Annotated in this window: 19 protein-coding genes; 11 read left to right on the forward strand and 8 right to left on the reverse strand. The window is 54.4% G+C overall.

All coding sequences use genetic code 11. The annotated features are described in order from the left end of the window. Nucleotides 1–47 precede the first annotated feature (47 nt). A complete protein-coding gene (locus tag M4NBBH2_RS09920) occupies nt 48–1,049 on the reverse strand; it encodes an IS30 family transposase (protein ID WP_116269340.1) in 1,002 nt (333 codons plus the stop codon). Nucleotides 1,050–1,457: 408 nt separating this feature from the next. Between M4NBBH2_RS09920 and M4NBBH2_RS09925 the strand changes: the two genes are divergently transcribed. Then, entirely contained in the window at nt 1,458–2,117 is a 660-nt protein-coding gene (locus tag M4NBBH2_RS09925; protein ID WP_116270828.1) for a dihydrofolate reductase family protein, read from the forward strand. Nucleotides 2,118–2,249: 132 nt separating this feature from the next. After that, nucleotides 2,250–3,107, forward strand: a complete 858-nt coding sequence (locus tag M4NBBH2_RS09930; protein WP_116270829.1) for a sulfurtransferase — start codon at nt 2,250–2,252, stop codon at nt 3,105–3,107. 141 nt (nt 3,108–3,248) lie between these two features. Here M4NBBH2_RS09930 and M4NBBH2_RS09935 read toward each other — a convergent pair whose 3' ends face one another. Then, the gene (locus M4NBBH2_RS09935) at nt 3,249–3,593 is read right to left on the reverse strand and encodes a hypothetical protein (RefSeq protein ID WP_116270830.1); all 345 of its coding nucleotides are present in this window, start codon (nt 3,591–3,593) and stop codon (nt 3,249–3,251) included. Between the two features lie 54 nt (nt 3,594–3,647). On the opposite strand from M4NBBH2_RS09935, the gene M4NBBH2_RS09940 reads away from it, so the two are divergent. Next, the gene (locus M4NBBH2_RS09940) at nt 3,648–4,169 is read left to right on the forward strand and encodes a hypothetical protein (protein WP_116269329.1); all 522 of its coding nucleotides are present in this window, start codon (nt 3,648–3,650) and stop codon (nt 4,167–4,169) included. Then, nucleotides 4,169–5,239: an IS3 family transposase gene (locus tag M4NBBH2_RS09945; protein WP_238691393.1), complete on the forward strand. Its 1,071-nt coding sequence runs from the start codon at nt 4,169–4,171 to the stop codon at nt 5,237–5,239. Before M4NBBH2_RS09940 ends, M4NBBH2_RS09945 begins: the two co-directional genes overlap by 1 nt. A gap of 22 nt (nt 5,240–5,261) precedes the next feature. Here M4NBBH2_RS09945 and M4NBBH2_RS09950 read toward each other — a convergent pair whose 3' ends face one another. Beyond that, on the reverse strand, nt 5,262–5,615 hold the full coding sequence (locus tag M4NBBH2_RS09950; protein WP_125064668.1) for a DDE-type integrase/transposase/recombinase: 354 nt from the start codon (nt 5,613–5,615) through the stop codon (nt 5,262–5,264). Between the two features lie 206 nt (nt 5,616–5,821). After that, on the reverse strand, nt 5,822–6,343 hold the full coding sequence (locus tag M4NBBH2_RS09955) for a hypothetical protein (RefSeq protein ID WP_116269329.1): 522 nt from the start codon (nt 6,341–6,343) through the stop codon (nt 5,822–5,824). 29 nt (nt 6,344–6,372) lie between these two features. Between M4NBBH2_RS09955 and M4NBBH2_RS09960 the strand changes: the two genes are divergently transcribed. Both M4NBBH2_RS09960 and M4NBBH2_RS09965 read left to right on the forward strand, forming a co-directional pair. Next, complete coding sequence (locus tag M4NBBH2_RS09960) at nt 6,373–6,954, forward strand: integrase core domain-containing protein (RefSeq protein ID WP_170135147.1); 582 nt, start codon at nt 6,373–6,375, stop codon at nt 6,952–6,954. A 206-nt stretch (nt 6,955–7,160) separates the two neighbouring features. Then, the gene (locus tag M4NBBH2_RS09965; protein WP_116270833.1) at nt 7,161–9,905 is read left to right on the forward strand and encodes a PDDEXK-like endonuclease domain-containing protein; all 2,745 of its coding nucleotides are present in this window, start codon (nt 7,161–7,163) and stop codon (nt 9,903–9,905) included. Between the two features lie 72 nt (nt 9,906–9,977). On the opposite strand, the gene M4NBBH2_RS09970 is transcribed toward M4NBBH2_RS09965, so the two are convergent. Next, nucleotides 9,978–10,265 (reverse strand): hypothetical protein, encoded by a 288-nt coding sequence (locus tag M4NBBH2_RS09970; RefSeq protein ID WP_116270834.1) that lies wholly within the window; start codon nt 10,263–10,265, stop codon nt 9,978–9,980. A gap of 500 nt (nt 10,266–10,765) precedes the next feature. On the opposite strand from M4NBBH2_RS09970, the gene ahpC reads away from it, so the two are divergent. Then, nucleotides 10,766–11,329, forward strand: coding sequence for an alkyl hydroperoxide reductase subunit C (gene ahpC, locus M4NBBH2_RS09975; RefSeq protein ID WP_022443745.1), 564 nt, complete (start codon nt 10,766–10,768; stop codon nt 11,327–11,329). 15 nt (nt 11,330–11,344) lie between these two features. Continuing rightward, a complete protein-coding gene (locus M4NBBH2_RS09980) occupies nt 11,345–12,970 on the forward strand; it encodes an FAD-dependent oxidoreductase (RefSeq protein ID WP_202973750.1) in 1,626 nt (541 codons plus the stop codon). Between the two features lie 122 nt (nt 12,971–13,092). On the opposite strand, the gene M4NBBH2_RS09985 is transcribed toward M4NBBH2_RS09980, so the two are convergent. Together M4NBBH2_RS09985 and M4NBBH2_RS09990 are read right to left on the reverse strand one after the other, a co-directional pair. Beyond that, a complete protein-coding gene (locus tag M4NBBH2_RS09985; protein ID WP_116270835.1) occupies nt 13,093–13,413 on the reverse strand; it encodes a type II toxin -antitoxin system TacA 1-like antitoxin in 321 nt (106 codons plus the stop codon). 257 nt (nt 13,414–13,670) lie between these two features. After that, entirely contained in the window at nt 13,671–14,672 is a 1,002-nt protein-coding gene (locus M4NBBH2_RS09990) for a hypothetical protein (protein WP_116270836.1), read from the reverse strand. A gap of 212 nt (nt 14,673–14,884) precedes the next feature. Here M4NBBH2_RS09990 and M4NBBH2_RS09995 point away from each other — a divergent pair, with 212 nt between their 5' ends. From M4NBBH2_RS09995 to M4NBBH2_RS10005, 3 genes are all read left to right on the forward strand, one after another. Next, nucleotides 14,885–15,541, forward strand: a complete 657-nt coding sequence (locus M4NBBH2_RS09995; RefSeq protein WP_116270837.1) for a response regulator transcription factor — start codon at nt 14,885–14,887, stop codon at nt 15,539–15,541. Nucleotides 15,542–15,703: 162 nt separating this feature from the next. Then, nucleotides 15,704–17,200 carry an FAD-dependent oxidoreductase gene (locus M4NBBH2_RS10000; protein ID WP_116270838.1) on the forward strand — a complete coding sequence of 499 codons (1,497 nt, stop codon included), beginning with the start codon at nt 15,704–15,706 and terminating at the stop codon, nt 17,198–17,200. A gap of 20 nt (nt 17,201–17,220) precedes the next feature. Further along, nucleotides 17,221–17,559 (forward strand): cytochrome c3 family protein, encoded by a 339-nt coding sequence (locus M4NBBH2_RS10005; protein ID WP_116270839.1) that lies wholly within the window; start codon nt 17,221–17,223, stop codon nt 17,557–17,559. Between the two features lie 168 nt (nt 17,560–17,727). Here M4NBBH2_RS10005 and M4NBBH2_RS10010 read toward each other — a convergent pair whose 3' ends face one another. Next, on the reverse strand, nt 17,728–19,626 hold the full coding sequence (locus M4NBBH2_RS10010) for a sensor histidine kinase (RefSeq protein ID WP_125064669.1): 1,899 nt from the start codon (nt 19,624–19,626) through the stop codon (nt 17,728–17,730). Nucleotides 19,627–19,688 lie beyond the last annotated feature (62 nt).

Below are 19,688 nucleotides of genomic sequence, written 5' to 3' on the forward strand. Positions count from 1 at the left end.
ATCGGTGGCGAGGCATTCTGACTCGGAATTTTAACAAGGGTGAATTATCAAATCAAGTGCAAAGTTACTGAATAAAAGACTTCAGCCGGACACTTCCAATTGAGACGTTTTCTGGGTCTGAAATTCAGAGCATTGAACCGTTTCTGAACTTCTGCCTGAGAAATTTTATCGATACTCATTCCTTTTGGGAAAAAGTCTCTAAGAAGTCCGTTTGTATTTTCATTACTTCCTTTCTCCCATGGATGATGAGGCAAGCAGAAATACACTTTGGTTCTGAGATCTTTCTCCAGTTTTTCAGCCCAGGAAAATTCTTTTCCGCGATCTACGGTAATCGTACGCAGATCCTTATCTGACAGAGATTTCTCAATTACGGCAGACACATCGGCCGCAGTCTTGGAAGCGGTTTTCCCGCCACAGAGAAAGCCGGACTTCCTATCGACCAGAGTCGTGAGGCAGGCTCCGCCCTTTTTTCCGATGACGGTATCGCCTTCCCAATCCCCCAGGCGAGATCTGTTCTGAGCTTCCAGGGGTCGCTCTTCAATGCTGTGAGTGATCTGGATCTTTCCTCGCCTCTCGGTCATGCCTTTACGGTGACGCGTTTTACCGTGGTGTCGCAGGTGTCGGGACATCTTTCGGCCATCCACAAAGCGATCCAGAAAGCCAGAATTGATTCCTCGGTAGATTGTCGTGGCGCTGATCCTTAGATTCGGCAGCTCCTTTCTGAGACGGTATTGAATCTGCTCCGGAGACCAGAATTTCTTAACCAGCAGATTTGAGACAATCCTTGTCAGCAACGAGTCAGACTTCAGAATGTTTCTCTTTCCGCAATGCTTTCTCTGTCTCTGATATCGGGCCTGCGCGGCACAGGGATCATAGGCAGCTGAAGCCCCATCCTGGGCCGATACAGCCTTGTTTCGCTTCAGTTCGCGGGAGATCGTAGAAACATTTTTCCCAATCGCACATGCAATTTCAGACAGGGATTTGCCTGAAATCGTTAAAGCCGAAATAAATACTCTGTCCCGAAGAGTAAGATGATGATAGTGGCTCATGAGCTCCCTCTATAGTTATCTTGACAATCTCTATTATGGAAGCTTTATGGGCCACTATTCTTTTCTCAGGCTTTGCACTTGAAGTGATAATTCGCCAGGGAAAGGTGTCTTGGGATCCGAAAACTCCAAGTTTTCCCGCCGCTCGCAATTTTTATTTTCTTTCGGTAGAATGCGGTCCTCGCATGGCTACCTTGGTAGAGTAACCGTGGACTGGCCCTACTAAATCAACAGCTTCCAGACTATCCAATTTCAGAAACGTCATTAACGGGGACAGGCCTTTTCTTCCCAATCCGAAAAAATCCCGCAGACTTCTGAGAATTTCAGACAAAAGACCGGCGGTCCCCCTGTTAGAGTTATGGAAAGTGATCCGGGAGCGGTTTCCCGGGCGCATGGATTGAAGGAGACAGCATGGCAACAGTTATCTGCCACATGATGGCGTCGCTTGACGGACGTATTGACTGCGATATGACGAGCCACCTGGGGTCGAAAGGCTATTACGAAGCGCTCGAAGCCCTGAAGATTGATACGACGGTTGAAGGAAAGGTCACGGCGCTGCATCACTACGCGAGCGGCACCTATACGCCGATCGATCCGACCTCGGTCGGAAAGCCTGAGTTCTTCAAGTCGCACGATTCCGACAAGTGGGCCGTGATCGCTGATACCCGCGGCACGCTCGTGTGGCCGGAAACGGATGATAAGAACCGTCTCTGCCTCGTTTCTGAACTCGCGCCGCGCGAGTATCTCGACTATCTGAAGAAGAACGGCATCTCCTATATCGCGGTCGGGAAGAAGTCGATTGATCTTAAGGAAGCGGTACGGATTCTTGAAACGGAATTTGGTTCCAAGCGGATCGGTGTGGTGGGCGGCGGCCATATTAATGGCTCGTTCCTCGAAGCCGGTCTGATTGATGAAGTGAGCATGGTGTACGGGGCTGGTATTGACGGTCGCTCCAGCCAGCCGACCGCCTTTGAAGGGATTTCGGAATCCCACACCGTGCCCTATAAGCTCACGCTGCAGAGCGTGGAAAAGGTCGCCGATCAGTCGGTCTGGATCCGCTATACGGTTTAAAGCGTTTGGACGGTATCGGTTAAACCTCTGACGCGCTTCAGTTTTTGTTCAGATCAGAAATTATTTTCTCCTGCAGAATCAAAGGAAAAGGTAATATAACTTCAAGCTTTTCTGAATAAAGGATGATGTGTCATGAGACAGTCTGCTTATCCGCTGATTACCGCGCCGTGCCTCAAGGGGGTTCTTGAGGACGGCAAGAACCACGTCGTGATCATTGATGTGCGATCGAACCTCGTTCACCCCGAGAAGGGGCGCGAGGCGTATCTCGAGTCTCACATCCCAGGCGCGGTGTTCGCGGATATGGAGACGGACGTTGCGGGCCTGAAGACCGGCACGAACGGCCGTCACCCGTTCCCCAATCTTGAAGCGTTCGCGGAAAAGATGCGGAGTTTCGGCGTCCGAAAGGACACCTTCGTGATTCTTTACGATGGTGGAGAAGCGAACTTCGCGTCCCGGCTCTGGTTCACGTTCCGCGCGGCCGGTCACGGAGACATCCGTGTGCTGAATGGCGGGTTCAAAGCCTGGGTCGACGCAGGGCTCCCGGTAACAAAGGAGATTCCGACCCCTATCAAGGGCGACTTCGAGGTTGGTGAGCCGCTTGAACGGGTCTTCACGAAGGAAGAGATCGAGAAGAACCTCGAATCCGGGGAATATCTCCTCGTTGACGCCCGCTCGAACGACCGTTTCCACGGCAAGAACGAAACGATGGACCCGAAGGGCGGTCATATCCCGGGGGCCTTCAATCACCCCTCGACCTCGAACATCGGGCCGGATGGATATTTCCTCCGGAAAGGTGAACTGAAGGAAGGGTTCAAAGCCGTGCTCGACGCGGCTGCCGGAAAGCCCATCATCAATTACTGCGGTTCCGGTGTCACCGCCTGCTGCAACCACCTCGCGATGGAAGATGTCGGGATCCAGCCCGCCGGCGTTTATATCGGCAGCTGGTCTGAGTGGATCGCGGATCCGAAGCACCCGCTCGCGACAGAATAAACGCTTCCACGTTTCCGAAAACTATCGAAAACGAATCCAGGTGTCCTATGGGCATCTGGATTTTTTTTGAATGCCGAAATCAAAAATGCCACCCCGAAACTGAGTTTCTTGGGCGGCACTTTGAATCAGGAAGAAAGGGGATTACTTCTTCGCAGGTTCCTTGTAGGCAAGGTGATTTTCGATCGCCTGATCGAGCATTAACTGCCACTGATTGACCTTGCGATGACCGCAAAGCTTGTCTTCAAACGCGGGCTGGGTGCATTTGCTGACGTCAAGCCCCATGCTGTCGATATATTTGACTTCGTACGAGTGAGGTCCGATATCCACCCGATAGCGGGCGTGGAACTGAATGTATTTGCCGTGATTGACCGGGGGGTAGACGAGGGCGACAGAGCTCGGTGTGTCCTTCTCCACCATGAACTTGCGTTCGTTCGCGGCTTTAATCACCGCGTCGTGAATCGCGGACTGACTCTGAGTGACTTCCATTATCTGTCAAAATAACTTTCGCCACTCTTTCAGTCTTACATGGAGTGGTAAAACATGCGATATTCGCAGGAGTTTATAGATAACCTCGTGGCCCGCATTCTGAGCAAAGAGCTTCGAATCTCTGAAGCCTCCGTTCAGTACTCGATAGGCAAATCAACAATCAGGTACTGGCTCGAGAAGGCAAAAGAGAAATCAGACTGCGTCACGCTGCCTAACACAGGAATTTCCAAGCCCATGGCCGACCTTAAGCTTCCTAAGGGTGTGACCTACCTGCAAGCCCATACCGCTGTCAACGCCAAAGCATTCCTGAGCGAGACTGACTTCGGTCAATACTGCCGTAAACACGGCTATCTCGCATCCACTGTGGACGCCTGGGCCGAATGGTTCAGCAAACACCCGGATGCCGTAGACAAGAGACAGCATGAAGCCCAGGCTTCCGCTATTACCGAGCTCAAGAAGGAAAACGCAAGACAGGCTCAGGAAATTTCCAGAAAAGACAAAGCATTGGCTGATGCTGCGACGATGCTGATGCTGTCAAAAAAAGCCGAGGCGATCTGGGGGGAAAAGGAAAACTGATCAGTGCCCAGGATCGTCAGGAAATTATTTCACTGGTCGATTTCGGTCAATCGCTGGGACTGTCGCAGAGGCTGTCCTGCGAAGCAGTTGGAATTACTCCGCGTACATTGCAAAACTGGCGGCATGCCCCTGATGGCGATGGACGGCTCGACCGGAGCAATTTTACGAGCTCCCGGCAAATCCCGGAGGATTTGCGGGAGCAGATCGTGGAGCGATTCTGTCGGGAGGATGTGCGCGATCTCAGCCTGACGCAGGCTTTCTACAAGCTTCTGGATGAAAACAAGGAGTACTGGTGTTCTCTCTCTACGCTTTACCGTCTTTTCAGAGCGCGGGGATTGAACGCGCGCCGCGCTCCCACCCGGAAAGCCCGTCTCCGCAGCAGGCCGACCGCTTACAGCGCGGAGAAGCCTAATGAAGTATGGACCTGGGACATCACCTATCTTCGCTCCAGCACTTACACGGGCTGGTTCTACTACGCGTACGTCATTGTCGACGTCTATAGCCGTATGGTTGTGAGTGCCAGGGTGTTCGACGCAGACAATGCTGATTTTGCCGTGCGCTTTCTCGGAGATGCCTTCAGAAAATATGGAATCAGGCCCGGACAGCTTGTCGTGCATTCAGACAATGGCGCGAGCATGAAAGCCGCGCCCACTATGGCTTTGCTTGAGAAGAACGGAATTATCTTCTCGCACAGCCGTCCGCGAGTCAGTAACGACAACCCGTATTCTGAGTCCTTTTTCCGTACGCTTAAGTACAGCGGCGATTGCCTGTATCCCCGAGACGGCTTTAACAGCGTCGAGGAAGCTGAACAATGGGTGCAAAGTTTTGTGGAACATTACAACGAGCACCACAGACATCGCGGCATCCGAATGGTTACACCCGGACAGCGTTACCGCTGCGAAGATGCGGAGGTGCTGCGCCGACGCAGGGAAACGATGCTGGAGGCTCGCAGAAACCACCCGGAGCGCTGGATCGGCGATTCCGTGCTGAACTGCACTCCGATCGGCAGGGTATGGCTTAACCCCGAAAATGGACAGCTTGAGGAAAAGCGTTTGCCGGGGGCTGCTTGAACAAACACTGCAACCTATTTTTTTACGAACAATTTCGGCGAAAGATCATTTGACACTCACCGGCACTCACAACCATACGGCTATAGACGTCGACAATGACGTACGCGTAGTAGAACCTGCCCGTGTAAGTGCTGGAGCGAAGATAGGTGATGTCCCAGGTCCATACTTCATTAGGCTTCTCCGCGCTGTAAGCGGTCGGCCTGCTGCGGAGACGGGCTTTCCGGGTGGGAGCGCGGCGCGCGTTCAATCCCCGCGCTCTGAAAAGACGGTAAAGCGTAGAGAGAGAACACCAGTACTCCTTGTTTTCATCCAGAAGCTTGTAGAAAGCCTGCGTCAGGCTGAGATCGCGCACATCCTCCCGACAGAATCGCTCCACGATCTGCTCCCGCAAATCCTCCGGGATTTGCCGGGAACTCGTAAAATTGCTCCGGTCGAGCCGTCCATCGCCATCAGGGGCATGCCGCCAGTTTTGCAATGTACGCGGAGTAATTCCAACTGCTTCGCAGGACAGCCTCTGCGACAGTCCCAGCGATTGACCGAAATCGACCAGTGAAATAATTTCCTGACGATCCTGGGCACTGATCAGTTTTCCTTTTCCCCCCAGATCGCCTCGGCTTTTTTTGACAGCATCAGCATCGTCGCAGCATCAGCCAATGCTTTGTCTTTTCTGGAAATTTCCTGAGCCTGTCTTGCGTTTTCCTTCTTGAGCTCGGTAATAGCGGAAGCCTGGGCTTCATGCTGTCTCTTGTCTACGGCATCCGGGTGTTTGCTGAACCATTCGGCCCAGGCGTCCACAGTGGATGCGAGATAGCCGTGTTTACGGCAGTATTGACCGAAGTCAGTCTCGCTCAGGAATGCTTTGGCGTTGACAGCGGTATGGGCTTGCAGGTAGGTCACACCCTTAGGAAGCTTAAGGTCGGCCATGGGCTTGGAAATTCCTGTGTTAGGCAGCGTGACGCAGTCTGATTTCTCTTTTGCCTTCTCGAGCCAGTACCTGATTGTTGATTTGCCTATCGAGTACTGAACGGAGGCTTCAGAGATTCGAAGCTCTTTGCTCAGAATGCGGGCCACGAGGTTATCTATAAACTCCTGCGAATATCGCATGTTTTACCACTCCATGTAAGACTGAAAGAGTGGCGAAAGTTATTTTGACAGATAATGGTGCCAGGGTGTTCGACGCAGACAATGCTGATTTTGCCGTGCGCTTTCTCGGAGATGCCTTCAGAAAATATGGAATCAGGCCCGGACAGCTTGTCGTGCATTCAGACAATGGCGCGAGCATGAAAGCCGCGCCCACTATGGCTTTGCTTGAGAAGAACGGAATTATCTTCTCGCACAGCCGTCCGCGAGTCAGTAACGACAACCCGTATTCTGAGTCCTTTTTCCGTACGCTTAAGTACAGCGGCGATTGCCTGTATCCCCGAGACGGCTTTAACAGCGTCGAGGAAGCTGAACAATGGGTGCAAAGTTTTGTGGAACATTACAACGAGCACCACAGACATCGCGGCATCCGAATGGTTACACCCGGACAGCGTTACCGCTGCGAAGATGCGGAGGTGCTGCGCCGACGCAGGGAAACGATGCTGGAGGCTCGCAGAAACCACCCGGAGCGCTGGATCGGCGATTCCGTGCTGAACTGCACTCCGATCGGCAGGGTATGGCTTAACCCCGAAAATGGACAGCTTGAGGAAAAGCGTTTGCCGGGGGCTGCTTGAACAAACACTGCAACCTATTTTTTTACGAACAATTTCGGCGAAAGATCATTTGACACTCACCGGTAGAGACGAACTGTCCAACGGGCGAACTGACCGTCAAGCAGAAAATCAGGGCCAAGTTTTTAAACGATAAGCCGTGGTCCACGCTTGAAAAGATCCGGATCGCCCGGAACAACGCGAATCCGTTTGACGCCGAAACGCGGCGCTTGATCCAGCGTGAGCTTCAGGTACGGGAGAACCGTGACAATCTGAAGTTCCTCTGGAATGAGATCACCGAGGGGCTCAAAGTGCCCGAGGGTCGGTTTGATTTTTCAAAAAATGACCCGAAAGAGCTGCAGACGCTTTATGACGGCATCACGAAAAGCCTCGAGTGGTGGAAAGAAATCTATGAGCCGTTCTTCAGTCAGGTGACTGAAAGGAAGTTCACAACCCGCCTAACACCGAGAACCGAAACCGAGGAAGCGCTGAAGATCATTCTGGAGGACATTGTTCCCACAGTGGCGTTCATGAAGGAGCAGCAGGTCTTCGATTCCGTGCATCAGGGTATCCGGGATATTGAGAAACGGTTTGAACCGGAACAGCAGCTGACAGTGGGGCAGAAGTTCCTTTCCGCTATCCGGAACCGGGATGTCAGCGCGTTCCGAGACGCTTTGGAGTTTAAAGAGAAGGAGGACGCCGAGTACAAGGTCTACTCGGATCGCGAACGTCTTCTCCAAAAGCTTGCCATGAGCGCCCAGACCTGGGCCGCCCAGATCCGGACGGAGGCCAGCACCGTACCTCCGGAACACTATGAGACGAGCTGGAAATGGAAGCGGCTGAATGAGATCTATACGAAGATCGTCTCGGCGAACGTTTCCGCTCTGATCGACGAAACCCGTCAGGGCTCCAGAGACCTGAGAAAAAACACGACTGAGCTCGTTGAAGCGAAGGCCTGGAATTATCTCAAGCAGACCCTTGAGAATTCGCGGGAAATGCAGTCGCTCCGCACCGTGGCCGTTTGCTATAAGCAGCTTGGGAAGGGAACGGGGAAGAGCAAAAAGGCCGCGGAAGCCCGCCGCACGATCCGTGCTCTGATGCCGGACTGCCAGAAAGCGATTCCGGTCTGGATCATGCCGATTGATGACGCACTCGCGAGTTTCCACCTGAAGCAGAGTTTCGACTGCCTCATCATTGACGAAGCGAGTCAGGCTGACATTTCGAAGCTCCCGATTCTTCTTACCGCGAAGAAAGCGATCATCGTGGGCGACGATAAACAGGTGAGCCCGATTTCGTTCGCGAAGACGGACCAGATTCTTGCCCTGAAGAAAGAGCAGCTCGGCGGCAAAGTGCCCCGCGACTCTCTCTATATGCCGGGAATCTCGCTTTACGATATCTGCCAGACGGCGTTTAAAGTCATCATGCTGCGGGAGCATTTCCGCTGTGTTCCGGACATTATTGGATTCTCAAATCAGCTGAGCTACGACGGTCAGATCAAGCCGCTTCGGGATGCCGCCTCTACGAACCTGCTTCCCGCTCTTGTTGACTACCGCGTGCCAGGACTCCGTGACCATAACCTGAATAAGCTTGAAGCCCACACCGCGATCCGGATTATCCGGGCCTGCCTGACGCAGCCCGAGTATCAGGACAAGACTTTCGGCATTATCCCGATGCTGAGCGCCGGGGATGACCAGTTGACGCTCATCAATCAGCTGATTTCCTCTGATATTCCAGCAAAGGAAGTGAAGAAGCATAAGATCCACTGCGGTCTCTCAAAAGACTTCCAGGGCGACGAACGAGATGTGATCATTCTTTCCCTCATTGACAGTGTGACGGATGAAAAGCAGGTGATGCTCCGCACGCTCGGTGAGGGTAAAGACGACATGATGAAAAAGCGCTACAACGTCGCTGTGAGCCGAGCGAAGGATCAGCTTTGGGTTGTGCACTCCATTGACTGGAGGAAGCAGCTCACCGAGCGCGATCTCCGATGGAAGCTGCTTTCCTATATGAATGGCGTCAACACGCGCACCCGTTCCGATCAGGAAATTGAGCGGGATTCAGACTCTGTCTTTGAAAACCGGGTCGCGAAACACCTCCGCTCGAAGGGGTACGAATTCACGCAGCAGTATCCGGTCGGCGCATATCGGATCGACATTGTCGTGGCGTTCAATGGGAAGAAGATCGCGTTGGAGTGCGATGGCGAGGAATTCCACTCACGCCCGGAAGATGTCATGAATGATATGAGCCGGCAGAGCGTGCTCGAACGAAACGGCTGGCGTTTCATCCGGCTGCGCGGCAGTGAGTTCTTCCGGAATGAAGAAAAGGCCATGGAGCGGGTCTATCGGGAACTTGCCGGCTTTGGAATTTACCCGAAGGACGAGAAGGAGAAAGCGGTCAAAAATACGCTCTTCGCCCGGGTCAATGACAAAATTGCCGCGATCCGGAAGGCGGACGAAGAGGCCAAGGAACGTGATCAGGCTTCAGAAACCGAGGACGACGCGATACTGGCGGTTGAGGTGGAGAAAATCGCTGATGCTGCTGAAACCGCTAAAACAGCTGAAACCGCCAAAGCTGCAGAAACCGCTGTGGTCACAGGAGTTACATCCGGCAATATGACGGAAAAAGAAGGGGAGGCGGTTAAATCCGAGAATGGTCCGCTTTCCTATCAGACACCAGGCGCTGAGGTGACTATTGAAACCGATCTTCTCGGTGACCCAGTGAAACCTGCCGTTCATCACGAGCGGCAAGAGGATGATAAGAATACCCAGCTGAGTTTTGGGTTTGCCGAGGATGATGATCTGAACCTCAGGAAAAAGCCCCAGCACTCCGCAAGGAAAACGGCATCCAGCCACCGGCATGGGAAAGCCGCTAAGGCGGTTCCAGCCAAAAAGGCACCGTCACCCGTCAACATGGCAAACGTCCGGAAGGTCGATATCAGCGATCTGGAGAACCAGCTGAAGGGATATCTGGATTAAGACGGAACCTAAAAAAATCGCCTCCTTTGATTTCTCAAAAGGAGGCAATTTTTTCAGGGCGAAGAAACCTTATTACTTCTTCGCGGTTTTCTTTTCTGCTTTCTTTTCAGTGGATTTCGCGGGAGTGTCGTACACCTCGAAAGTGTTGGGGTCTTCCTTTGACACGTTGATAATCCCGGCCAGAACCTGCTTGGTGATCTCTTCATCGAGAGGGAAGGACACGTTATTCCTTCCGAACATCCACTCGTCGCCCTTCTTATAGAGCGAGTTGATGGAGATCTTGTCGTGCCCGTTAACCCGGGTTCCCTTAATCAGAAGGGCTAATTTCTCTGATACTTCAATGAGATATTGCTCAGCCATGATCTTCCCTTTTCTGTGAGCGTTTTGGCGTTACATCTAATTGTACTGACGCCCCAGTGTGTTTCAAAAAAAGATCAGTCTGATATGATGAATTGCCTTTTTTGACGCAGATCGAATTATAAAAACCTGTGAGGGATTGCGTTTCTCCCTTTCTCTGGGGAAGGGGGATCGGGATTTTCCCCTTAAACCATCAGAAGTACCTCCGCCACTAACCAACTGTAACCGTGACAAATGTCATAGCAATGACGTTTTTTTAGGCAAAAAACGAGAACTTTTTTAGATCTGTGTCAACCCTTAAACGAACCTTAAAGTTCTCTTTTTCAGAATCACGCAAATTGCATTAAAGCCAATTACGGCGGGAAACATTCCGACAATATCGTGGTCTTGCAAAGTTAAAAAATACTTGATATAGTGTTCCTCATCAACAACGAAATAACAGTCATTCTCATTCGTATCTGTGCATGACGGTTATTTGTCAAACAATATATGAGGAATTAACCATGTCTCTTAATGGAAAGAAAGTCGGCGAATTTGCTCTGAAGGCTTACAAGAACGGTGAGTTTATCGATGTGACCGATAAGGACCTGCAGGGTAAGTGGAGCGTCCTCTTCTTCTATCCGGCTGACTTCACCTTTGTCTGCCCGACCGAACTCGAGGATCTGCAGAACAAGTACGCTGAATTCCAGAAGATCGGCGCTGAGATCTACTCCGTTTCGTGTGACACGCACTTCGTTCACAAGGCCTGGCACGAATCCTCCGAGCGTATCGGCAAGGTTCAGTACCCGATGATCGGTGACCCGACCGGCCGTCTCGCGAAGGAACTCGATGTCTACATTGAGGACGCGGGTCAGGCTGAACGCGGCACCTTCGTGATCAATCCGGAAGGCGAAGTGGTGCTTTACGAAGTGAGCGCCGGCAACATCGGCCGCAACGCTGATGAACTCTTCCGCAAGGTCCAGGCCGCTCAGTTCGTGCACGAGCACGGTGACGAGGTCTGCCCGGCCAAGTGGCAGCCGGGTGAAAAGACCCTCAAGCCCTCTTTCGACCTGGTCGGCAAGCTTTAATGGGGATATGGCATCTTGGCAGAAATTAAAACCTACGATGCCATAGTAGTCGGCGGAGGTCCTGCAGGACTCTCCGCCGCTATTTATTTGGCACGTGCTCGTTTCCGCGTTCTTGTCCTTGAAAAGGAAAAGATCGGCGGTCAGATCACCATCACGGCAGAGGTCGTGAATTATCCCGGCATCGTGAAGACGAACGGGGAGAAGCTCACCTCTGACATGACACGCCAGGCTCAGAATTTCGGCGCGGAATTCCTCGCGGCTGAAGTGACGGGGCTTGAGCTTGAGGGTGACTGGAAGATCGTACACACGAACCGCGGCGACTTTAAGACGCTCGGCGTGGTGTACGCGGCCGGGGCTCATCCGAGACTCGCCGGGTTTACCGGCGAATCCGAATTCCGGGGCCACGGTGTCGCCTACTGCGCGACCTGCGACGGTGAATTCTTTACCGACCGCACGATCTTCGTGATCGGCGGCGGATACGCTTCGGTGGAGGAGGGGCTCTTCCTCACGAAGTACGGTAAGAAAATCATCATGGTGGTCCGCCGTGACGACTTCTCGATCAACTCCGCCGCGGTTGAGGAGCTGAAGGAGAATCCGAAGGTCGAGCTGCACTTCAATACGGAAGTCGCTCGGGTTGAAGGCGACAGCGCTGTCCGACGGGTGGTGCTGAAGGATCGGAAGACGGGAGAAGAAACCGTTTACGAGTCCGGTCCGGATGACTTCTACGGCGTCTTCGTGTTCGTGGGCTATACGCCTGAGAATGAACTGATCAAAGGCCAGGTGGAACTGAACCCGCAGGGGTATGTGATCGCCGACCGGAATCAGAAGACGAACATCGACGGCGTCTATGCGGCGGGTGACATCTGCGTGAAGGAACTTCGCCAGGTGGTGACCGCGGTGTCAGACGGCGCAGTCGCTGCGACGTCGCTTGAGAAGTATCTCGGAAGCCAGTACCGGAAGCTTCAGCTGAAGCGGACGTACGTGAAGAAACTTGAACCGAAGGAAGAGCCGAAGCCTGAAGCCGCGCCCGTGGCGGACGACAATTCGTTCCTCGACGCGGATACCCGCGCGGCGCTCGCTCCGGTGCTCGGCCGATTCACGAGTCCGATTACGCTGAGGCTCTACGACGATCACTCGGATCTCGCGCGTGAAGACGCGGAGATGATTAAGGAACTTGCCGGTCTTTCTGACAAGGTCTCGTACGAAGTGGTCGACGCGGTTCCGGGGAAGGAACACACGATCGCGATTCTGAACGATAAGAAGGAAGAGACGGGGCTCCGCTTCCACGGGGTGCCTGGCGGTCACGAATTTAATTCGTTCATCCTCGCGATGTATAACGTCGCGGGTCCGGGACAGGACGTGGGTGAGGCGCTGCAGAAGCGGATCGACTCGATCGATACGCCGAAAGCGCTCACGATCGCCGTGTCGCTCTCCTGCACGATGTGTCCGGATCTCGTTGCCGCGGCTGAAAGGATCGCGGCCGATAACCCGAATGTGACGGTCGATGTCTATGACCTCGCGCACTATCCGGAGCTTCAGAAGAAGTGGAACATCATGAGCGTTCCGTGCCTCATCGTGAACGATAAGGACGTCCACTTCGGGAAGAAGGGGGTCGAAGAGATCCTCGACATGCTGAAGTAACCTTTCTAGCTTGCCCCACGAACCGCTTGTCTTTTGGGCTTCTAAACCCAGGAGGCAGGCGGTTTTTCTTTTGCCCGAAATGAAGAATCCCTCCAGCGGGGAAGTGCTGGAGGGAGTCGGAATCAGTCGTTCGCTTCCTGCTTATAGCTTTCCGAATTCTGAATGATGCGGTTCGCGAGATCCATCGCTTCATTCATCTTGTCGTTCGGCGTGAAGCTGCGGTCAAGTGACTCGATCAGTTTCTCGGATTCTTTCCGGGTCTGTACCACCGATTCCTCGCGGGAGACTTCAGAGCGTTTCGCGAGTTTCTCCGCTTCCCGGAGCGCCGCGACCCGGATAAAACCGGCGAGCGATACACCGCTTTTTTCAGCCGCGTCCCGCAGCAGATGCTGCTCTCCGGAACTGAGGCATATATTGAATTCACCAGAAGCATTAGCAGACATAGATTTCTCCAATATGAGGTGTTGCGCCGGAGAGGAAATCAGTTTTTTATCTTTATTTCGTCTGTTCTTAGTGCGCGTTATTCATTTTACGGCTAAGCGGTGCTTTTTTCCCTACTTTGTTGAAATTATTTCTGCCAGCATTCATGGGAAATGAAATCGATTTTGAGAATCAGATACATCGATTGTTTTTACTGACCTTTTGCCGGCAGACTGATGGAGTGCCGGGTGTCCGTGTCGGTTTCACTGCCAACTGAAACTCACTTTCTCACGTACACCGAATTGAAAACCAGACTCGCGAGGCCCCGGTACTTCCGGGCGGCCTCTTCTGTCGTTTTCAGATCCTCAGATCCGATCGTGAACTGCACATTCACGACCTTGTTATCCACGAGGAAGAGCAGGTAGTCGATATGGAGATAGAGAACCTTTCCGAGCCGCTCGGCCTTCACGGTCGCGTCCGCGAGAAGCGCGGGGTAAGAGTCGAGCATCGTGGCTCTCGCATTCCCGGTTTTCACGATCTCACCGACCGCGGGAAAGAAAGTTATCCAGAAATCAGGCGACTTCACCACCTCTTTTAGGACCGGCAGTGTCCAGTTTTCCTTTAAGGCGGGATCAGGATTCGCGTCCGCTCCAATCGCGGAAATCAAAACGGTTTTTTCATCCGCTTTCATCCACTGGCTTACGACATGCGGCCGGACGGTTTTCGGTTTCTGCACCCAGGAGAGCGGGAAAGAAATTTCGATATTGAGTCCCTGGGCTTTGGGGTTACCTTTCGTCGAATAGGTTTCCTTATTCCTCGCGAACTCTTCAGCCGGATTGTGGGTAAAGGAGACATCGGATAGCGTCCGGAAAATCCGGTCAGTCTGTTCTGTCGGCTGATCAAGCGTGGCAATAAAGAGATCGAGCTGCTTCTCCGCAAGATCCTCCGTCCGAAACTTCACGTCTGGCATCAGCTTCCCGATCCGTTCGTTCGATTTCGCGAGCACCTTGACTCCAAAATCCCCAAAGCATGCAAAGTGTTCCCGCACCGCGGCTTCGGCTCCCGGGAACCGATCCCGGAAACGTCGCTGAAAGCGAAGAACCTCCGGTGCGAGTGCCGGGTAGGAATGAGCGATTTCAGTGAGCGCGGTCTTCTGATACTCCACGTAGCCATAGGCTTCGGTGAGATTCCGGATATCGGCTTCTCCGAGACCGTGAGCGGACGCCGCGCCGCTGATTGAGGTGAAGATCAGAGAGGCTAGAAGCAGGGCGGCGGTTTTCATAGGCAGGGTCTCAAAAATGCAGCGCGTTACGGAATTATTCATTGATTCTGATCGCATTGAGACTGAAACTCAATGGAGCACCGGCAGTCTGAAAACCGCGAGGCAAGCTCTATCCCTCCCCAGAGTTTTAGACGCGCTTCTTGACGTCCTCCGGACTCCCGTGAGTAGAATTACCGCGAATCCAGATCACTTCAGAGCAGCAAAGATTTCCTATGGCACTTCAGACCGACACCCCGGCACTTCCTCCGCTTATCCGCATCGTGGACGATAACGATACGCTGCGGCAGTCACTTGAATTCATGCTTCAGTGCGAGGGGTATGAAGTCGTGTCGTACGCGAGCGCCATGGAGTTTCTGAAGTCCGACACCCCGAGCCGCCCTGGGTGCCTGATTCTCGATATCCAGATGCCGGAGATGAGCGGGCTTGATCTCTTTGACCGGCTGAATCACCGGGGGTATGAAGTCCCGGTGATCTTCCTCACGGCGCACGGCGACATCGATATGGCGGTGGGCGCGATGCGGGACGGAGCGTGTGACTTCCAGACGAAACCGATCAACGTCGAGAAGTTCCTCCCGGCGGTCGCGCGGGCGCTGGAAAATGACCGCCTGCGGCGCGAAGGCATCAGCCGCGATATCCGGGAAGAGGTGAAGCTCTTCCAGAGTCTTTCAGAACGAGAGGAAAAAATCTGCCGCCTCACGATCCAGGGCTTTGTGAGCCGCGCGATCGGGGAGCGGCTTGAGATCTCACACCGCACGGTGGAGCACTACCGGGGATCAGCGCTTAAGAAACTCGGCCTCCATTCATCCGCCGACCTCGCGCAGTTTTTCGCGAGGGTCGACGCGTTCCTCGCCGCGAACCCTGAGCGATAGAGCGAGATTTATACGCCTTTTGGCATAGTCTTTCTGACTATTTTCTGATTTCGGTGGGGGTCACCTAGGTAGACCCCCGAAACACAATTTCTCCTGAGAAGAGAGGATTCGGCTGATCGGATGTCCTCACAAGACCAAGAACTCACTCATGGAGAGATATGTATGCTGACTCGGAGAAATTGGCTGAAAGCCGGTGTCGCGGCAGCAGCCGCGGGAACCGCGAGTGTCGCGCAGGCTGCGACTGGAAAAGCTGCCCCGTCCCGGAAGTCAAACATCAATAAGACGCTGCCGTCCGAAACCTTTGACTGCGTCATTCTCGGCGCGGGCACCGGAAGCCTTGTCACCGCGATCGAGGCCTTTGACCGCGGACTGAAGCCTGTGGTGCTAGAAAAAATGTCCTGGGCCGCCGGGAACTCTATTTTCGCGTCCGGCGGTATCGCCGCCTGGGGTACCGACCTTCAGAAGGCTCAGGGGTTCAACGAAACGAAAGAAGCGTTCCGCGCTGACATGATGAAGGTGTCGCAGAACCGCGCCGACCCCGCCCTCGTTGATACCTATGTTGAAAACATCGGACCCGATATCGAGTGGCTGCAGAAGAAGATCGGCGTGAAGTTCGCGAAGATCCGCAGCCTCCCGTGGCCTCTCCTTCACCGCATGATTCCGGTGGATGGCCAAGGGTTGACCGGCGGCAGCCGCCTGATCCGGTATCTGCTCGCCGCGTGCGACGCCCGTAAGATCCCGGTCCGCTTCAATACGAAGGGTCTGAAACTCATCACTGATAACCAGTATCGGATCGTGGGCGTTGAGTGCCTGACGGACGACGGTCTCAAGAACTACATGGCGCGTGACGGTGTCGTGATCGGCACCGGCGGCTTCTCCGCGAACCGCGCGATGCTCTGCCGCTATATGGGCGGTCCGCTTTCCCGCCTCGTGCTGCGCGGTTCTCAGTATGTCACGGGTGAAAACGTCTCGATGACGGAGCCGCTCGGCGCGATGCTCGTTCATATGGATCAGTTCCACTGCGGCCCGATCGTTGAGAACACCCACGCGAATCCGAACTTCGTGATCGATGCCGGCACGGGGCTTGACGTCAACTGCCAGGGCCAGCGCTTCATGGATGAAGTGTTCACGTACACGCAGAAGTCGATGGCGACTGCCACAAAGACGGCGGAAAACAAGGCCTATCACATCATCGACGCGAACTGGCCGCGCTCCGAAATGGCGGCGAAGAAGTTCCTCGGAATGAACAGCGAAGTGATCATCGCGAACACCCCGGAAGAACTCGCGCGGAAGATGGGTCTGAAGCCTGAAGTCTTCACGAAGCTTTTCGCCGAATACAACAAGGCGCTCGCGGACGGGAAGCTGAAGGAAATGAATCCGCCGTGCTCCCTCAAGGATCCGAAGCCCCTTAATAAGCCCCCGTACTACGCGTTCCCGTTCCAGGGCGGCATTACGGCCACGTTCGGCGGCCCGAAGATCAACTCGAAGGCTCAGATTGTGAGTAACGAAGGCGTCCCGTTCAAGGGGCTCTACGCGGTCGGAAACGCCGCGGGCGGTCTCTTCTTCGGAAACTATATCGGCGGCTCGCAGCTTGGCGCTGCCACTGTGTTCGGCCGTATTGCCGCGGCTGATATGGCTTCAAAGCATAAGAACGCTTAACCGAAGGGGAGAAAACGACCATGAAAAACTTAATCGTTATGACGCTCGCCATGCTGATCGCGGGCACCGCCGCGGCTGCCGGAACGACTGACCACTTCCTTGCGGATCGCCACGTCGAGCGCGGCGTGAAGTGTGAGTCCTGCCACGTGAACGGCGACACCTCGAAACCGGTCCGCAAGGCGCAGTGCCTCGCGTGCCATAAGTCTTACGAGGAACTCGCGAAGAAGACCGCGAACGTTCACCCGAACCCGCACTTCAACCACTACGGGGAGCGCGACTGCACGACGTGCCACAAGGGTCACCAGCAGAGCACGCTTTCCTGCAGCCAGTGCCACAAGTTCAATCTGAAGACGCCGTAAGGCGGGAAGCAATACTTCCAATCTTCCTTTGACTTCTCCTCATTCTTGAGGTTCACCGGAAATCCTCCCCTTTCTCTCTCCGAGGGTGATGGATTTCCGGTTTTTTTCTTTTCTATATAGAGAAGAGAAGCTGAATGGCCGAAGAGTGGAGGGAAGAAAACGAAAGAATCAGGAAATCGGGTGCGACGGAGCCGGAATCGTCACGGTGACAGCCAGCCCCCCGGCTTCTCTCGGGTTAAACGCGATCGAGCCCGAGTGGTTCTGGATGATGGTGCGGACGATGGCGAGCCCAAGCCCAAGGCCCTCAGGCTTCGCGCTCTTCGTCGCGTACCCGAGACTCTCGAGCCGCTCTTTTGTGAGGACGTCACCGGTGTTCTCAATTGTGAGGCGGATCGATTCCCCGTCCGCCGTTTCAAAGCGGTCAAGCACCACAGAGACCCGCGCGTCCGATCCTCCCTTCCGGTCCGCGGCTTCGAGCGCGTTCTTGATGAGGTTTACGACCGCGACTTCAATTTCAAGGCGGTCCCCCTCAATCAGGCACCCAGGGCGGATATCAGAGTGAATCGGGGTCCGGTAGCTGCTGGAGTCCTCGAGATTCGCGACAGAGCGATTTACGAGCTCCGTGAGATCAATCACGGTTCGGGTGTCCGAACCGCTCGACCGCTTCGCGTAGTCCCGGACTTTCGTCACGATTTCGTCCGCCTTCAAGGCTTCGCTTCGGATCGTGGTGAGACCTTTCTGCATCATGGCTTCTGAATTCGGCCGATGCATGTCACTGAGTCTCAAAAGGCTCTGCACGTAATTCACGATCGTCGCGAGCGGCTGCCGGAGTTCATGAACGACCATGGAGCTCATCTGCCCGATCATCCCGTTTTTCTGCAGCGCCGCGAGATGCTCGTTCGCGCGCCGCGTCCTTTCCTCAAGTTCCTTCTGTTTCGCGTACGCCTTCGTGAGTTCCCGGGTTCTCCGTTCGACCAGCCGGTCACTCCGGACGGAATGAAGAAGGAGCCCGATCACCGCGGCGATAAAGAGCGTGAGAAACGGCCAGTATTCGGAAAGGAACCGTCTCAGCGTCCAATGCCGCAGATATTCATACGGCCCGATTTTGAGTTCCTTGAAGAGGGTGTCGACTGGCGTGAAGTCCGTCGCCATCCCCCAGTGGAGGTTCCCCGGGATCGGTTTCATCGAGAGGAGGGTGGATGCGGCAAGCCGCGCGACATCCGGGGTCGCGTGAGGCGTGATCGTCACGGTCCAGTTCGGGTAAAGCGCCGTGCTGCGAACGCAGCGGAAGTCTTTGGTTTCCGGTTTCGCTCCGACAACCGCGAGATCCGAAATGTCCTTGCCTTCGGCCGCCATATCTTCAAGGAAACAGGTGCGGAGCACACCGACATCCGCCTCTCCCTTCCGGAGCGCCGTGACGACTGACGGCATATCGTTCAGTTTCACGATCTGATCGGAAAAGAACCGGTCCGGGTTGATGCCCTCCCGCAGCAGCTCCCCCATCGCGACCTGGTACCCTGTGAAGGCTTTCGGGCCGCTCGTCACGAGCCTTAGGCCTTTGAGATCTTTGAGGCTCTGGTACGTCCGGTTCCCTTTTCGAACCACAAAGACCGATCCTTCCGCGTGATTCGGGTCCGGAAAGCGATCCGAAACGAGTGACCCGATATCGCGGCTTCCGACATCCGCCGCACGCCGGTACGTGCCGGCCGAACTCAGCACCAGATCCGTTTTCTTCGGGTTGATCCGTTCGCCAGAAAACACCTCAGCATAGAAGTGATCCCGCCCAAACGCTTTTTGAAACGCCCGGACGGTCGGCATGATGATCGCGTCATTCTGGTTTGGCTGCGAGAAGTGCGAGACCTGCATCCGGACCATGTCCGGGGCGTCTTTCCGGGCCGCGGTTTCGGGCGTCAATACCCGCCCGATCGGGTACGGCTCATCAATTTCCGTAGCTCCCGCGGCCGGCGTGAGAAGCGGGAGAGCGACGAGCCCCGCGATCAGGATGAGACTCACAGGTTTCAGACGGTACCTCGCGCGGCGCATGGGAATAAACGGATAAAGGTTCACGGTGATGTCTCTAAGTATAGGGAAGGGGACTCGCGGCAGAAAATAAAAAAACACGCTCTTCA

Origin of the sequence: Mesosutterella multiformis (assembly GCF_003402575.1) — a bacterium.
Taxonomy (GTDB): domain Bacteria; phylum Pseudomonadota; class Gammaproteobacteria; order Burkholderiales; family Burkholderiaceae_F; genus Mesosutterella; species Mesosutterella multiformis.

Excerpts from the sequence above, each read along its gene's own strand:
- M4NBBH2_RS09920 (WP_116269340.1), bottom strand. The coding sequence starts at position 1,049 with ATGAGCCACTATCATCATCTTACTCTTCGGGACAGAGTATTTATTTCG.
- M4NBBH2_RS09995 (WP_116270837.1), top strand. The coding sequence starts at position 14,885 with ATGGCACTTCAGACCGACACCCCGGCACTTCCTCCGCTTATCCGCATC.
- ahpC (WP_022443745.1), top strand. The coding sequence starts at position 10,766 with ATGTCTCTTAATGGAAAGAAAGTCGGCGAATTTGCTCTGAAGGCTTAC.
- M4NBBH2_RS10005 (WP_116270839.1), top strand. The coding sequence starts at position 17,221 with ATGAAAAACTTAATCGTTATGACGCTCGCCATGCTGATCGCGGGCACC.
- M4NBBH2_RS09955 (WP_116269329.1), bottom strand. The coding sequence starts at position 6,343 with ATGCGATATTCGCAGGAGTTTATAGATAACCTCGTGGCCCGCATTCTG.
- M4NBBH2_RS09970 (WP_116270834.1), bottom strand. The coding sequence starts at position 10,265 with ATGGCTGAGCAATATCTCATTGAAGTATCAGAGAAATTAGCCCTTCTG.
- M4NBBH2_RS09935 (WP_116270830.1), bottom strand. The coding sequence starts at position 3,593 with ATGGAAGTCACTCAGAGTCAGTCCGCGATTCACGACGCGGTGATTAAA.
- M4NBBH2_RS10000 (WP_116270838.1), top strand. The coding sequence starts at position 15,704 with ATGCTGACTCGGAGAAATTGGCTGAAAGCCGGTGTCGCGGCAGCAGCC.
- M4NBBH2_RS09930 (WP_116270829.1), top strand. The coding sequence starts at position 2,250 with ATGAGACAGTCTGCTTATCCGCTGATTACCGCGCCGTGCCTCAAGGGG.
- M4NBBH2_RS09925 (WP_116270828.1), top strand. The coding sequence starts at position 1,458 with ATGGCAACAGTTATCTGCCACATGATGGCGTCGCTTGACGGACGTATT.
- M4NBBH2_RS09990 (WP_116270836.1), bottom strand. The coding sequence starts at position 14,672 with ATGAAAACCGCCGCCCTGCTTCTAGCCTCTCTGATCTTCACCTCAATC.
- M4NBBH2_RS09940 (WP_116269329.1), top strand. The coding sequence starts at position 3,648 with ATGCGATATTCGCAGGAGTTTATAGATAACCTCGTGGCCCGCATTCTG.
- M4NBBH2_RS09985 (WP_116270835.1), bottom strand. The coding sequence starts at position 13,413 with ATGTCTGCTAATGCTTCTGGTGAATTCAATATATGCCTCAGTTCCGGA.